Origin of the sequence: Achromobacter sp. ACM05, from assembly GCF_019218915.1 — a bacterium.
Lineage (GTDB): Bacteria > Pseudomonadota > Gammaproteobacteria > Burkholderiales > Burkholderiaceae_B > Achromobacter > Achromobacter animicus.
In genome coordinates this window covers 885,918-900,857 of sequence record NZ_JAHUWQ010000002.1, presented here as the reverse complement: position 1 = coordinate 900,857, position 14,940 = coordinate 885,918, and the positions used below count along the sequence as shown (strand labels likewise).

10 protein-coding genes are annotated in these 14,940 nt (G+C 68.6%); 6 read left to right on the top strand and 4 right to left on the bottom strand.

Features of this window, described 5'->3' with window-relative positions; translation table 11 throughout:
• Window positions 1-4 precede the first annotated feature (4 nt).
• The 4 genes from glgX to treY are packed head-to-tail and all read left to right on the top strand — an operon-like array spanning window position 5 to window position 8,716.
• A complete protein-coding gene (gene glgX, locus KW836_RS15065; RefSeq protein ID WP_175136536.1) occupies window positions 5-2,116 on the top strand; it encodes a glycogen debranching protein GlgX in 2,112 nt (703 codons plus the stop codon).
• Window positions 2,113-3,900 (top strand): malto-oligosyltrehalose trehalohydrolase, encoded by a 1,788-nt coding sequence (gene treZ / locus KW836_RS15060; protein ID WP_218343779.1) that lies wholly within the window; start codon window positions 2,113-2,115, stop codon window positions 3,898-3,900. The genes glgX and treZ overlap by 4 nt, the downstream gene beginning before the upstream one ends.
• Window positions 3,897-6,092: a 4-alpha-glucanotransferase gene (gene malQ, locus KW836_RS15055; protein ID WP_218343777.1), complete on the top strand. Its 2,196-nt coding sequence runs from the start codon at window positions 3,897-3,899 to the stop codon at window positions 6,090-6,092. Before treZ ends, malQ begins: the two co-directional genes overlap by 4 nt.
• Window positions 6,089-8,716, top strand: coding sequence for a malto-oligosyltrehalose synthase (gene treY, locus KW836_RS15050; RefSeq protein WP_218343775.1), 2,628 nt, complete (start codon window positions 6,089-6,091; stop codon window positions 8,714-8,716). Before malQ ends, treY begins: the two co-directional genes overlap by 4 nt.
• A 127-nt stretch (window positions 8,717-8,843) precedes the next feature.
• On the opposite strand, the gene KW836_RS15045 is transcribed toward treY, so the two are convergent.
• Both KW836_RS15045 and KW836_RS15040 read right to left on the bottom strand, forming a co-directional pair.
• Complete coding sequence (locus KW836_RS15045; protein WP_175136540.1) at window positions 8,844-9,020, bottom strand: hypothetical protein; 177 nt, start codon at window positions 9,018-9,020, stop codon at window positions 8,844-8,846.
• Between the two features lie 163 nt (window positions 9,021-9,183).
• Window positions 9,184-10,095: an EAL domain-containing protein gene (locus KW836_RS15040; RefSeq protein ID WP_218343773.1), complete on the bottom strand. Its 912-nt coding sequence runs from the start codon at window positions 10,093-10,095 to the stop codon at window positions 9,184-9,186.
• A 299-nt stretch (window positions 10,096-10,394) separates the two neighbouring features.
• Here KW836_RS15040 and KW836_RS15035 point away from each other — a divergent pair, with 299 nt between their 5' ends.
• Entirely contained in the window at window positions 10,395-12,518 is a 2,124-nt protein-coding gene (locus KW836_RS15035) for an FUSC family protein (RefSeq protein ID WP_218343771.1), read from the top strand.
• A gap of 154 nt (window positions 12,519-12,672) precedes the next feature.
• A complete protein-coding gene (locus KW836_RS15030) occupies window positions 12,673-13,509 on the top strand; it encodes a universal stress protein (protein ID WP_175136543.1) in 837 nt (278 codons plus the stop codon).
• Window positions 13,510-13,623: 114 nt separating this feature from the next.
• Here the strand turns inward: KW836_RS15030 and KW836_RS15025 are convergent, their stop codons facing one another.
• Both KW836_RS15025 and KW836_RS15020 read right to left on the bottom strand, forming a co-directional pair.
• Window positions 13,624-14,580 carry a 2-hydroxyacid dehydrogenase gene (locus KW836_RS15025; protein WP_218343769.1) on the bottom strand — a complete coding sequence of 319 codons (957 nt, stop codon included), beginning with the start codon at window positions 14,578-14,580 and terminating at the stop codon, window positions 13,624-13,626.
• Window positions 14,581-14,760: 180 nt separating this feature from the next.
• The gene (locus KW836_RS15020; protein ID WP_076520934.1) at window positions 14,761-14,913 is read right to left on the bottom strand and encodes a DUF3309 family protein; all 153 of its coding nucleotides are present in this window, start codon (window positions 14,911-14,913) and stop codon (window positions 14,761-14,763) included.
• Window positions 14,914-14,940 lie beyond the last annotated feature (27 nt).

The window sequence follows — 14,940 nt, the reverse complement described above, 5'->3', positions numbered from 1 at the left end:
ATCCATGGATCCGTCCCAACTGACCCGTATCACCGGCGGCCAGCCGACACCGCTGGGCGCCACCAGCGACGGCCTCGGCGTGAACTTCGCCGTGTTCTCCGCGCACGCCACCCGCATCGAACTGTGCATCTTCGACCCCAAGGGCCGTAAGGAATTGCGGCGCTTCGACCTGCCCGAATGCACGGACGAAATCTGGCATGGCTACCTGCCGGATGCGCAGCCCGGCCTGCTGTATGGCTACCGGGCCCACGGCCCGTACGATCCGCAGAACGGGCACCGCTTCAATCCCCACAAGCTGCTGCTGGACCCGTACGCCCGCCAGTTGAGCGGGCCGCTGCACTGGAGCCCCGCCCTGTTTGGCTACCGCATGAATCACTCGCGCGCGGACATGAGCTTTGACCGTCGCGACAGTGCACCCGCCATGCCCAAGGCCATCGTGGCCGATGAAGTCCCGTTCAACTGGGGCAACAGCAAGGCGCCGTGCACCTCGTGGAACGACACCACCATCTACGAGGTCCACGTGCGCGGCGCCTCGATGCAGCGCGAAGACCTGCGCCAGCCGCTGCGCGGCACCTGCGCCGCCCTGGCCGATCCGCATTTCATTGAACATCTGCAACGGCTCGGTGTGACGGCGGTAGAGCTGCTGCCCGTCTATGCCTTCCTGCAGGACCACTTCCTGACCGAGCGCGGCCTGCGCAATTACTGGGGCTACAGCACCCTGTCGTACTTTGCGCCCGAGCCCGGCTACCTGATGCAGCACCCCAACGAGCTGCGGCTCGCCATCCGCCGCCTGCACGCGGCAGGCATCGAGGTCATCCTGGACGTGGTCTACAACCACACCTGCGAAGGCAACGAGATGGGGCCGACCTTGTCCTGGCGCGGCCTGGACAACGCCAGCTATTACCGCCTGATGCCGGGCGAAGAGCGCTACTACATCAACGACACCGGCTGCGGCAACACGGTCAACATGTCGCATCCGCGCGTGCTGCAGATGGTGACCGACTCGCTGCGCTATTGGGCCACGTCCTACGGCGTGGACGGCTTCCGCTTCGACCTGGGCGTGACGCTGGGTCGCGAGGGCAACGGCTACGACCCCGGCTCGGGGTTCTTTGACGTCATCCTGCAGGACCCGGTCCTGTCCAAGCTCAAGCTCATCTCCGAGCCGTGGGACATCGGTCCGGATGGCTACCAGCTGGGCAACCATCCACCCGGGTTCGCGGAGTGGAACGACAAGTTCCGCGACACCACCCGCCGCTTCTGGCGCGGTGACGAGGGCATGCGCGGCGACATGGCGGCCCGGCTGTGCGGGTCGCGCGACATCTTCGATCGCCGCCATCGCCGCCCCTGGTCGACCGTCAACTACGTGGCCTCGCACGACGGCTTCACGCTGGCAGATATCGTCAGCTACGACGGCCGCCACAACGAGGCCAACGGCGAGGACGGCAACGACGGCCATTCCGAGAACTTCAGCCACAACTGGGGCGCCGAAGGGCCCACCGACGATCCGCAGATCCTGGAGACGCGCGGCCGCGTGCAGCGCGCGCTGCTGGGATCGGCCATGCTGTCCGACGGCACGCCGATGCTGCTGGCCGGCGACGAATTCGGCAACAGCCAGGAAGGCAACAACAACGCCTACTGCCAGGACAACCCCATTTCGTGGCTGGACTGGACGCAGGCGCAGAGCGACGCTGGCCGCGCGCTCAGCCGCTATGTCGGCCGCCTGACCGCGTTGCGCCGCGCGCATCCCAGCGTGCGCAGCGCCCGCTACGGCGATGCCGGCCAAGAGATTCTGCCGGGCATCCCCGCGATTTCCTGGTTCGACGCTTCCGGCGCGCAGCTGGACGGTCCGGCCTGGGAAGCGGAGCAGGAACGCGTGATGGGCTTGCGGCGCGCCGCGCAGCGCCCCGAAGGCGGCGCCGACGTGACGCTGTTGCTGATGAACCCTACCCACGAAGCGGTCACCTTCACGCTGCCGGAGCCCGCGATCGCCTGGTCGCTGGAGCTGGATTCGGACAAGCCCGCCGCGCCCGCGCCGTGGGACGAGCCGACCGTGACGGTGGCCCCGCATAGCCTGGTCCTGCTGGCCCAGCGTGCGGAACCCGGAGAAGCGCCATGACGCATTCGTATTCCTATGGCGCGATTTCGCTGGAAAGCGGCGTCACGCGCTTCCGGCTGTGGGCGCCCAGCGCCCCGCCCGGCCTCGCGTTGGAGGTCGAGGGCCATCCGCCCATTCCGATGCGCCCCGGCCCGGACGGCTACGCGCAGGCCGACGTGGACTGCGCGCCGGGCACGCGCTACCACTATCGGCTGGACGAGAACACCGTCATGCCCGATCCCGCCTCCCGCCTTCAGGACGGCGACGTGCATGGCGACAGCATCGTCGTGGAGCCTGGCGCCTACCGCTGGCGCCATCCGGAGTGGACCGGCAGGCCGTGGGAAGAAACAGTCATCTACGAGGTCCACGCGGGTCTGGCCGGCGGCTACGCAGGCCTGATCGCGCGGTTGCCGGAACTGGCGGCCATGGGCATCACCATGCTGGAACTCATGCCCATCGCCGATTTTCCCGGCGAACGGAACTGGGGCTACGACGGCGTGCTGCCGTATGCGCCCGACACGGCATACGGCTCGCCGGACGACCTGAAACAGCTCATCGACGCAGCGCATGGCCACGGCATGGGCGTGATGCTGGACGTGGTCTACAACCACTTCGGGCCGGACGGCAATTATCTGTCCGGCTACGCCGCGCCCTTCTTCCGCACCGACATCGATACGCCGTGGGGCGCCGCCATCGACTTCCGCCAGGAAGCCGTCAGCACGTACTTCAAGGAAAACGCGCTGTACTGGCTGACCGAATACCGCTTCGACGGCCTGCGTCTGGACGCCGTCCACGCCATCGCCGGACACGAGTGGCTGCACGAGCTGGCCCGCTTCGTGCGCGATGGCGTCTCGGCCGAGCGCAACGTGCATCTGGTCGTTGAAAACGACGACAACCGCGCCAGCCTGCTGCGCGGCGACTTCGAGGCGCAATGGAACGACGATGCGCACCATGTGCTGCACCATCTGCTGACCGGCGAATCGCGCGGCTATTACGCCGACTACGCCGAGGCGCCCGCGCAGGCGCTGGCCCGCTGCCTGGCCGAGGGCTGGGTGTACCAAGGCCAGCCGTCGCCCTATCGCGGTGGCCAGCCGCGGGGCGAGCGCAGCGCGGACCTGCCGCCCACCGCTTTCGTGCTGTTTCTGCAAAACCATGACCAGACCGGCAACCGCGCACGCGGCGAACGGCTGACCGCCCTGGTCGACAACACCCAGCGGCTGCGGGCGGCCGTGGCGCTGCAACTGCTGGCGCCGCAAATCCCCTTGATCTTCATGGGCGAGGAACGAGGATCGCGCGCGCCGTTCCTGTACTTCACGAGCCATACCGACCCGGAACTGGCGCAGGCCGTGCGAGACGGCCGACAACGCGAGTTCTCGGCCTTTCCGGAGTTTGCGGGCGACTCGCCCACCGCGCAGCTGCCCGACCCGAACGACGAATCTACCTACCACGCCAGTTCGCCCTGGCAGGACGAGCCGGATGCGGCCGAGTGGATGCGCGACTATTCCGCGCTACTGCAACTGCGGGCGCGGTCGATTGCGCCACGCCTGGCGGGTGCGGTCAGCTTGGGTGCCGCGGCGGTCGGCGATCGCAGCGTGTTCGCCCGTTGGGAACTGGCCGACGGCGCCCGCCTGACGGTCTACTCCAACCTGGGACCCATGCCGCAGACCGTCCCGGAATCGCTCATGCCCGGCCCGGACGTGTTCGCGACGCTGCTGTTCGAATCACCCGCCGGCGGACGAGACCGCCTCGCACAAGGCGAGCTGTGCCCGGATTGCACCGTGTGGCTGCTGGAGGAACCGGCATGAAGCGCGGCAAGGCCGAGCCGGACGGCTTATCCGCATTGGCCCAAGACGCCGGCATCGCGGAGCACTGGTCGGATGCTCGGCAGCGGCCGCAACAGGTGTCGCCCGATACGTTGCGTGCGCTGCTGGCCGCCATGGACCTGCCGGCCGCCACGGCCCGCGATATCGAGGACAGCCGCCGCCGGCTGGCGGAGCAGGCCGCGGACGCCCTGCCGCCCATGGTGGTGACGCGCTGCAACGCCCGCACCGCATTGCCCAAGACGGCGCGCGGGCCGTATCGCATCCTGTGCGAGTCCGGCCGCATCCTGGACGGCCACATACAGGCGGGCGCGGACGGCGTGCCCTGCCTGGTTGCGCCTGACGAGCCCGGCTACCACCGCCTGCTGCTGACATCGGCCGAGGCGACGCTGGCGGTTGCCCCGCAAAAGGCGCCCAGCCTGGCCGACCTGACCGGCGCGGCCAGCCCGCGCTGCTGGGGTCTGGCCGCGCAGGTCTACAGCCTGCGCCAGGATGCGCATGCCGCCGTGCCGCGCACGCACGGCTTCGGCGATTTCGGCGCGCTGCGCGAACTGGCGGTGGCCGCCGCGGAGCAAGGCGCCGACATGCTGGCCATCAGCCCCGTCCACGCGATGTACACGGCACAACCCGAGCGCTCCAGCCCGTATTCGCCGTCCAACCGCCTCTTCCTGAACGTGCTGTACGCGGCGCCCGGCTCGGTGCTGGGGCAAGACGCGATGATGCGCGCGCTGTCCGGCGTGGAGCCGGCCGAACTCACCGCGTTGGACGGGCTGGATCTCATCGATTGGCCGGCCGCCGCAGCGATCCGGTTGCGGGTGCTGCGCGCGCTGCATGCGGAGTTTGGGCGCAGCGGCGCCGTCAGCCAGCGGGCGCGCTACGCGCAGTTCTGCGAAGACCGCGGGCAGGCGCTGCGCGATCACGCGATCTTCGAGGCACTGCATGCCGCGCAGCGCGCGCCGGACGGCACCATCCCGCCGTGGCAGAAATGGCCGGCCGCCCTGCGCGATCCGGCCTCTTCACAGGTCAGGCGTTTTGCGCACGACCATCCGCTTGAAGTGGACTTTCATCAGTTCGCGCAGTGGCTCGCAGCGGAAAACCTGGCCGCGGCACACGCGGCGGGCCGCGAGGCCGGCATGCGTCTCGGCCTGCTTGCCGACCTGGCAGTGGGCGCCAGTCCGGACGGCAGCCACGCATGGAGCCGGCAGGCCGACCTGATGCGCGGCATGTCGGTCGGCGCGCCGCCTGACATCTACAACCCGCTTGGACAGGGCTGGGGCCTGACCGCGTTTTCGCCGCGCGCGCTGCACGCGAACGGCTACGCCGCGTTCATCGAGATGCTGCGCGCGGTGCTGGCCCACACGGGCGGTGTGCGCATCGATCACATCCTGGGCATGGCGCGGCTGTGGCTGGTGCCGGAAGGCGCGTCGCCCGCCGACGGCGCCTATCTGCGCTACCCGCTGGACGAGATACTGGCGCTGATTGCGCTGGAGGCGTGGCGCCACCGCGCCTGCGCCATCGGCGAAAACCTGGGCACGGTGCCCGAAGGGTTCGACGACCGGTTGAAGGACAACGGCGTGCTTGGTATGAACGTGCTGTGGTTCATGCGCCAGGCGCCGCAAGCGCAGCCGGAAGCGGGGGCCGAAGGTGCGAAGGCGCCACGCTCTCATGCTGCGGGTGCAGAAGACGTGGGCCCGGACGAAGTGGACGCCGAATCGCCTGCCGGATTCACGCCGCCCGCCGAATGGCCCGAGAACGCCGCCGCCATGACCACCACCCACGACCTGCCGACCCTGCTCGGCTGGTGGAAAGCGCGCGACATCGACTGGCGCGTCAAACTGAACCTGCTGGGCGCCGACGACGACGAGGCAAGCCTGCGGGCCGCCCGCGCGCAGGACCGCGAGATGCTCTGCCGCGCCCTGGACCTCGATGTCGAAGCACCGCCCGACGAGGCGCCGGTCCCCGAGCTGTTGCGCTTTGTGTCGTCCAGTCCCTGCCCGCTGCTGCTGGTGCCGATGGAAGACATCGCCGGCGTGGTGGATCAGCCGAACCTGCCGGGCACCATCGACACCCATCCCAACTGGCGCCAGCGTTTGCCCTTGAGCATCCGCGCGACCTTTGCAGACCCCGCCGCGCAAACCCGCCTGGATGCCGCGCGCGCCGGAAGGAGACAATCTTGAGCACACCGCTAGCCACCGCCCGCCTGCAACTGCATGCAGGATTCACGCTCGATGATGCGTGCGCGCAGGTGGACTATTACGCAGACCTGGGCGTCAGCCATCTGTATCTGTCGCCCATCACGCGCGCGCGCGAGGGTTCCACCCACGGCTACGACGTCATCGACCATGCCGTCGTCAGTCCGGAACTGGGCGGCGAGCCCGCCCTGCTCCGCCTGGCCAGCGCCGCCCGCGCACGCGGCCTGGGCCTGATCGCGGACATCGTGCCCAACCACATGGCGGCAAATCCCGCGAACGCGTGGTGGCGCGACGTGCTGGCCAACGGCCCGGCAAGCGCATTCTCGGGTTACTTCGATATCGAATGGAACCCGCCCGCGCCGGCACTGCGCAACAAGGTGCTGCTGCCGGTGCTGGGCGACCCGTACGGCGCGGCCCTGGAGCACGGGGCCATCACGCCGCAATGGGACACCGACGCGTCCACCCCCGAGCTGGACGTGCATGGACAGCGCTTCCCGCTGACGCCGTCGTCCGTGCCGCGCGGCGCCGAGCGCCAGGCCTGGCTGCGCGAGCACGACCCGGCTCAGCCCGGCGGGCGTCAGCGCCTGCATGAACTGCTGGAACGCCAGCACTACCGTCTTGCGTGGTGGCGCACGGCGCCGGACCAGATCAACTGGCGGCGCTTCTTTGAGATCAGCGAACTGGTCGGCGTGCGCGTCGAGGAAGAAGCGGTGTTCGATGCCGTGCACGCGCTGGTCCTGCGGCTGTACGCGCAAGGCGTCCTCGACGGCCTGCGCATCGACCATATCGATGGGCTGGCGTCGCCGGGCGGGTATCTGCGCCGACTGTCGGCGCGGCTTGAGCAGGCCAACGCCAACCGCCCCGCGGCGCTGCGCCAGGAGCAGCCCTACCTTGTGATCGAAAAGATCCTGGCGCATGACGAGGCGCTGGACCCGCGCTGGCTGACGGACGGCACCACCGGCTACGACTTCATGGATCAGGTGAGCGCGGTGCTGCACGACCCGCAGGCCGAAGCGCCGCTGCGGGAGTTCTGGCAAACACTGACCGGCGATGAGCGCGACCCCGCCGAGCAGTTGCGCGCGGCGCGGGTGCGCATGCTTGCCCGCCATTTCCCGGCGGAACGGCAGGCGCTGGTGCGCTGCCTGGAACAGATCGCCGCCCGCGACCTGCGCACGCGCGACTGGACCGCCACGGCGATCGACCGCGCGCTGAGCGCCCTGTTGGCCGCCTTCCCCGTCTACCGCACCTATGCGGAGGACGAGGGCCGCAATCCGGCAGACGCGCAGCAGCGCGAGATCGCGGTCGAGGGCGCGGCGACGGCGATGGCGGCCCGCGAAGGCTCCGCCGACACGACGCTGCTGGCGCAGCTTGCGCAGTGGTTGAACGGCGAAACGGATCACCCCACCGCCCTGCGCCGCTTCCAGCAATTGACGCCGCCGCTGGCCGCCAAGGCGCTGGAAGACACGCTCTTCTACCGATACGGCCCGCTGCTGTCGCGCAACGAGGTTGGCGCGTCGCCGGCCTGCTTCAGCCTGTCCGCCGAGAACTTCTTCGCCGCCAGCGCCGCCCGCGCGCGGACGCATCCCCGCGCCATGCTGGCCACCGCCACGCACGATCACAAGCGCGGCGAAGATACGCGCATGCGGCTCGCCGTCCTGACCGAGATGCCCGACCGCTGGCAGGAAGCGGCGCGAGGCTGGATAGACGCATTGCCCGGCGGCATCAGCCGCGCAGACCGCTACATGCTCATCCAGACGCTGATCGGCGCCTGGCCCTGCGAATGGCGTGCGGACCCGGCCGACTGGGCGCCCGACGCCCTGCAGCAATGGCTGGACCGGATCGGCCAATGGCAGGAAAAGGCCCTGCGCGAGGCCAAGCTGCACACGAGCTGGACCGATCAGGATCCCACCTACGAAGCCGCCGCGAAAGAATGCCTGGCATGGCTGGGCGGTGATCCCGAAGGCCGCCGCGTGCTGGCCAGCATTGCCGCCTTTGCGCTCGACATTGCGCCAGCCGGGATGGTCAACAGTTTCACGCAGACGCTGCTGCGCAATACGTTGCCGGGCGTGCCGGATCTTTATCAGGGCACGGATCTGTGGGATTTCAGTCTGGTCGACCCCGACAATCGCCGGCCGGTCGATTACGCCCTGCGCGCCCAGCTGCTCGCGGATGGTTCGCACGACGTAGCGATGGACCTGTCCGAATCGGCCTGGCGCACGGGTGCGGTCAAGCAGGCGTTGATCCACCGGCTGCTGATGGCCCGCCAGCGGGCACCCGAGCCTTTCGCGGGCGGCAGCTTCCAGGCTGTTTCGGCGCAGGGCCCGCAAGCCGGTCACGTGCTGGCTTATGTGCGGCAGCACGGCGGCCAGACCGCCCTCATCGTCGGCGCGCGGACGTGCGCGCTGCAGTTGGCCGGATACGCGCGGGGCGATGCCGCCGGGGCGCGAGGATTCTGGGGCGACACGGCGCTGCGCCTGCCCGACGGCATCCCCGGCCTGTCACTGCACGACGCCCTGACAGGACGCCGCGTGCGCGCTGGCGCCGACGGGCTGCTGCCGATGATGGAGCTGCTTCGCGACGGGCCAGCCGTACTCTGCCTGTCTGCCTAGGGCGGCGGTCAACAGCTTCCAAATGCAATTCGGCCCCGGCCGCGTCACGGAGGGGGACGCGGCCGGGGCCGTCAAGTACTACGCAAACAGCCGCGCGCTGGTCACACGGCTGGCGTAGCCAACGCCTTTAGCGCTGATTCTTGTTTTGCTGACCGGAAGTCTGACCTTGCTGATTACGGTCTTTTTCCATTTGCTGGCCAGCTTGACCGGGCTGCTGACCCGGCTGGTTGCGATCCCGGGGATTTTCCTGGGATTGTTGCTTTTGCGGTTGCTTCTGCTGGTCGGGTTGGTTCTGGTTGGCCATTACACGTCTCCTGAATAGAAGCGGAGATATTCCGCACTTATCCTTGAGCAACCGCCGTGCCCAACCCGGTGCGCTGGGGGGAAGCGGGGATGGGTGTTTCCGGGGACGGAGGCCGCGGGCGGAATTCCCGCGCCGATCGGTAAAAACTACCCTTGCACAGGTGCTACAGCAAGGTGGAGTGCACAACCGGGCGGCCCGGTTCCGCTTCCTGGCTGGGACCGTCGAACGCATCCAGCCAAGACGACGCATAGGCGGCGGGCGCCGCCAGCGGCTCGCCGCCGTCCCGCTGCGTGCGCAAGCGCAGAATTAATTCGTCCAGCGGCATGGGTCGGCCCAATGAGAACCCCTGCCCATAGCGGCATCCGGCCGCACGCAGAGCGGGTATGTCGGCCACGTTCTCCACGCCTTCCGCGACCACGCGCCAGCCCAGGCGGGTCGCCAGCTCCGCAGCCGTGCGCAGAACCTCGAAGGCAACGGCGCTGCGCCGCATGCGCGTGACGAAATACTGGTCGATCTTCACTTCGGACAGAGGAAGCGCGGATAGCAGCTTCAGTGACGCATGGCCGGTGCCGAAGTCGTCCAGACTGACCTCGCAGCCCGCCTCTTCCAGCCGTAGCAGCGACGCGCGCAGCACATCCAGGTCGTGGATGGGCTGGTCTTCGGTCAGTTCGACGCGCACCAGCGACGGGGGCAGTTCCGCGGCGCGTACGCGGTCAAGCAGGAAATCCACGCAGCGCAGTTCGGACAGTGTCGTGGCGGGCGCATTGATCGCCAGCGGCACGGCCACGCCGACGCGGCGCAGCGTCTGCAGCGCGTCGATGACCCGCACGCACACGCGTTCAAACAGCGTGCCGTCCAGCCCCAGCCGGTTCACCGCGGGGATGAAGTCGGCAGGCATGACGATGCCCAGTTGTGGATGCTGCCAGCGCACCAGCGCTTCGGCAGAAACGATGCGACCTGTGAGCAGGTCGACTTGGGGCTGCAAGAGTACGCGCAGCCCGTCACGTCCGGTGACCATGGCGGTAATTTCCGCATCGCTGACCACGGGTTGTTGGCAAGACTCGGTATTGATCATCGGCTTGCTCCAGATGCGTCCCGACAGGTTGCCTGCGCTGTCCGGGCGCAGATCGGGACACGATATTGACGCATTCTGCGCTCTCCACGCCATAAAGTCACACACATGTAACCAACGGTGTTAAGGTGCGCAAATTCATGTTTGGCGCGGGTTTCCGGGCGGCTCGGGTGCCGCTTCGTCCGGCCTTTGTGCCGCGGGTCTCCGCCGCGTGGTGCAATCTCCCGCCCTTGCCTTGTCGACATGGTAGGGTTGCCATCTTTCCGGCCGCCCAGCCAATTTTTCCGCTGCATTTCATCCGCGTGACTAGTCTGCTTACCCGTTGGCGCGCCTCCCTGCGCAATGTGCTGTGGCTCGATGCCCTGCAAGCCGCCGCCATCAGCGCGGCCCCCGTTATCCTTGCCGTGCTGGTGCACGAACCGCGCCTGGGCTGGACCGCCATCGCCGCGTTCTGGGCCTGCTTCGGCGACCCCGGCGGTCCGCTGCGCAAGCGCGCCGGGTCAATGCTGGCGCTGGGTCTGATCGGCGCCCTGTACTGCCTGCTGGCCAGCGCCAGCGCCTCACATGTCTGGGTGCTGTTGCCGCTGACCTTTGTGTGCTGCACCTTCGGCGGACTGCTGCGCGTGCTGGGCCCCGCCGCCGCCATCGTGGGCACGCTGCTGTCGGCCGGCTTCGTCGTGGCCGCCGAGCTGCCGGCCCCGACGCTCACCGAAAGCCTCTGGTACACGTTGTTCTTCCTGGCAGGCGCGGTGTGGGCAATTTTGATGACGGCGCTCGTCTGGCGCCGCCGGCCCTGGAAGGACGCCACCCATGCGGTCGCCCATTGCTACCGGGGTCTCGCGGACTTTTCCGATGCGCTGGCCCGCATGTATTCCGGCCTTGCGCCGGCCGCGGGGCCGCAGGCCTGGAGCGCCGTCGTCCGCCCGCAGCGCAGCGCCCAACGGGCCGCGCTGGAAGCCGCCCGCGTCCGGATCCGCGAAGTGCTGGACGCCCGCCCGTCGCGCCGGGCCCGCGCGCATCAATTGCTTTACCTGCTGGACAGCGCCGAGGACAGCTTCATTGCGCTGGTCGCCGCCGCCGACCTGCTGGAGTCCAATGCCTCGCGCTGGCTGGGCCGCAGCGCCGGGGCGCACCTGTCGCACGCGCTGCATCGTTACGCCAGCGTCTGCAACGCGATCGCCAGCACGTCCGACGTCAGCGACGCCAAGCAGGCCGAGTGCCTGCGCGAGCGCCTGGCCCACTACAACGCCGGACTGCGCGACCTGCGCGGCGGGGCCATGGCTTATGCGCCGGACCTGGCCTCGGTGGTGCCAGTGCTGGACCGCCTGCTGCACAACGCCCAGGCGGTGACGCAGTCGCTGTTCGATCTGGGCGCGACCCCCGCCGCGCCCGCGCACCGCGCCAGCGATGGCACCGGTGCCCGGCAGGCCTGGCGCACGCTGCGCCAGAACCTGCGGTTTGAATCCGATGCCTTCCGCCATGCGCTGCGGGTCGGCGTGGGCGCCACCATTGCCGTGGCGCTGTCCAAGACCTTCGCGGTCAATCACGGGTACTGGATGTCGCTGACGCTGATCTTCATCCTGCAGCCCTACTTTGCGACCACCTGGCAGCGCACCGTCGAACGGGTGATAGGCAGCGTGGCCGGCGCCATCAGCGCCTCATTGCTGGGGCTGTTGCTCACGACGCCGCTGTCCGTGGCGCTGGCGGTCCTGCCTATCGCGCTGGGCACGTTTGCCGCGCGCACCGTCCACTACGCGCTGTACACCTTCTTCCTGACGTCGCAGTTCGTGCTGGTCAGCCACATCCAGCAGCCCGAGATCTATGAGCCGACGCTGGCCGCGCTGCGCGCTTTCAATAGCGTGCTGGGCGGCATCCTGGCGCTCTTGGTCGGCTTTCTGGTCTGGCCCGAGAAAGAGCCGCGGCAGTTGGCCGGCGCCCTGGCGCGCGCGTTGCAGCGGCATGCCGATTACGCCCTGGCGCTGGCCCAGGAAAAAAGCGGCGACGCCGCTTCCCGCGACATCGTCGGCCTGCGTCGGCTCGCCTGCCTGTCTGCCGACAACGCCGAGGCGTCGCTCCAGCGGCTGCAGCAGAATCCGGTGCATCGCGACCGTAACGTGGACACCGCCGTGAACCTGCTCAACGCCATGCGCCGCATCACGGCGGCGGGCACCGTGCTGGAAATCCAGCCAGCGCTGCCGCCAGAATCGCCGGCGGCGGCCGCACTGCGGGACTACGGCGCGGTGCTGGCGCACGTGCTGCATCCGGAAGGCTCCGGCCCCGTCCCCGAGGCCCGCGGGATGGCGGTGCCCGCTGCCATTGCCGACGCCGAACCGGCGCTGGCCGCGCCGCTCGACCGCATCGCACAGCAGGCGCGTCAGATCCGCCAACTGCGCGACCGCGTGCAGCGCGATCCGGCGCCGCAATAGCCGCATGCCATGACGGCTTGCAACAGCGGCTTGCAATGGCGGCTTGCATTGAGCCGGCGGGGCGAAACTCCAACCGGCTTGATGCGCATCAATAGAGCGCCCTGGTTAAACGGCAACCATACGGACATGGCTTGTTCAACCAAGGAGGCCCACCATGTACCGCCGCATTTCCGTCCACCTGGACCACGGGTTTGACTGCAAGCGCCGCACCGCGCTGGCGCTGGAACTGGCCAAGCGCCACAAGGCCGAACTGGTGGGGGTCTACGCCAGCTCCGCGCCGCCGCAGTACTACTACGGTGAATCCGTCATGATGTCGCGCACGCTCAACATCATGAAGAACCTGCAGGCCCAGAACCGGGGCGAGGTGCAGAACGCCTTTCTGGAATCCGCGGCCATCGCAGACGTACCGGCCGTCGTCCGCGCCGGTGAATCCTCGCCCAGCGCCACCGTTGCCCTGCACGGCCGGGCCAGCGACCTCATCATCGTCAGCCAGCAAAACCGCGACGATGTCGAGGCCGCCCACGAAAACGAATTCGTCGAACAAACCCTGCTGACCGCCGGGCGTCCCGTCCTGGTGGTGCCGTCCAGCGGCGAATTCCCGGTCGTCGGCGACCGCGTCCTGCTCTGCTGGGACGGCAGCCGCGAAGCCGCCCGCGCACTGGCCGATGCCACCCCGCTGCTGCAAGGCGCCTCGCATGTGGTCGTGCTGACCATGGACGAAGGCGCGGCCACCCGCAACGTCGAATCCATCCCCTTCGAAGATCTGGTCACCTACTTCGTGGCGCACGGCATTTCCGCGCCGGACCACGTGCGCCGCGACATCAAGGGCGTTGGCGTCGGCAGCACCATCCTGAACGCCGCCGCCGATTACAGCGCCGACCTGATTGTCATGGGCGCGTACGGCCACAGCAAATTCCGGGAATGGGCGATGGGCGGCGCCACCGCCTCCATCCTGAAGAGCATGACGGTGCCGATCATGTTTTCGCACTGATGGCGTAGCCCGCATAAACGCCGACGCCGCGTCCACAAAGGGCGCGGCGTCGGCGTATTCAATATCGGCGCATCCGCCGGCGCCATACTCGCGCCGGCAATCGGCCGCGCGGCATTACGCAGCCACGAGGTTCGCGTCCCGCACCGGCGTCAGCACGGGCTTGCCGGCAAAATGCGCCGTGGCGTTTTCCAGGAACAGCGCCACGGTCGCCGCCACCGCTTCCGGCGAACGCCCTGCGCTGTGCGGCGTCAACACCACGTTGTCCAGCTGCTTGAGCGCATCGGGAATGGTCGGCTCGCCGTCCACCACGTCCAGTCCGGCGCCGGCAATGCGCTTCTCGGCCAGCGCGGCAATCAACGCGTCCGTGTCGACCACGCTGCCGCGCGCGATGTTGATCAGATAACCGTCCGGACCCAACGCCTCCAGCACGCCGGCGTCCACCAGATGATGCGTGCCGGCGCCGCCGGGCGTGGCCACCACCAGAAAATCGGACTCGGCCGCCAGCGCGCGCGGATTGTCGAAATACGTGTAGCCGGACTCAGGACGGGCGCGGCGGTTGTAATACCCCACGCTCATGCCAAAGCCGTTCGCGCCGCGCCGGGCGATTTCCAGGCCGATCGTGCCCAGGCCCAGAATGCCCAGCCGCTTGCCGCTGACCTGCGGGCCCATGAACCCGCTCCAGTGCCCCTGCCGGACCCAGGCGTCAGCCTGTGGCAGCCGGCGCGCGGCGCCCAGCAGCAACGCCATCGCGTGGTCGGCCACGGATACAGCGTTGGCGCCGGGACCATTCGTGACCTCGATGCCACGCGCGTGCGCCGCAGCAAAGTCGATATTTTCATAGCCGACACCCAGCGAGCACACGATGCTCAATTGGGGCAGCGCCGCAATTTCATCGGCGCGCAGGCCGGTGGCGCCGCGCGTCAGGACGGCACGAATCCCGGCGCCGTGGTCCTGGATGGCCTGGGCGCGGGTCTGGTCGGTGGTGGCGAGGATCGGGCGAAAGCCCTGGGATTCGATGACGGGAAGATAGTCCTGAACGCTGTCGATCAGGATCAATAAGGGGATGCTCATGTCGGGCTGCGGGTCTATGTGGGTTGCTGCTGAAACCCGCAGATCTTACGCCCGCCGCGGCGAGCGCGCCAGGACCGGCGCCGGGATGGCCCGCCGATTCGGCGTGTGCCGCCGCGGTCCATCCTGATGCGGCCTGCCAGACGCGCGCACGCGCCCGGCGGCCGTCAGCGCATCAAGGCGCTATATGCGTCCCATCAGCAGCAACACAATGAGCACGATCACGACGATGCCAAGCAGGCCGCTGGGGTAATAGCCCCAGCTACGGCTATGGGGCCACGCAGGCACGGCGCCGATAAGCAGCAGGATCAGGATGATCAGCAGGATGGTCGACATAATGACTCCTTGGTCTTATTGATTCGA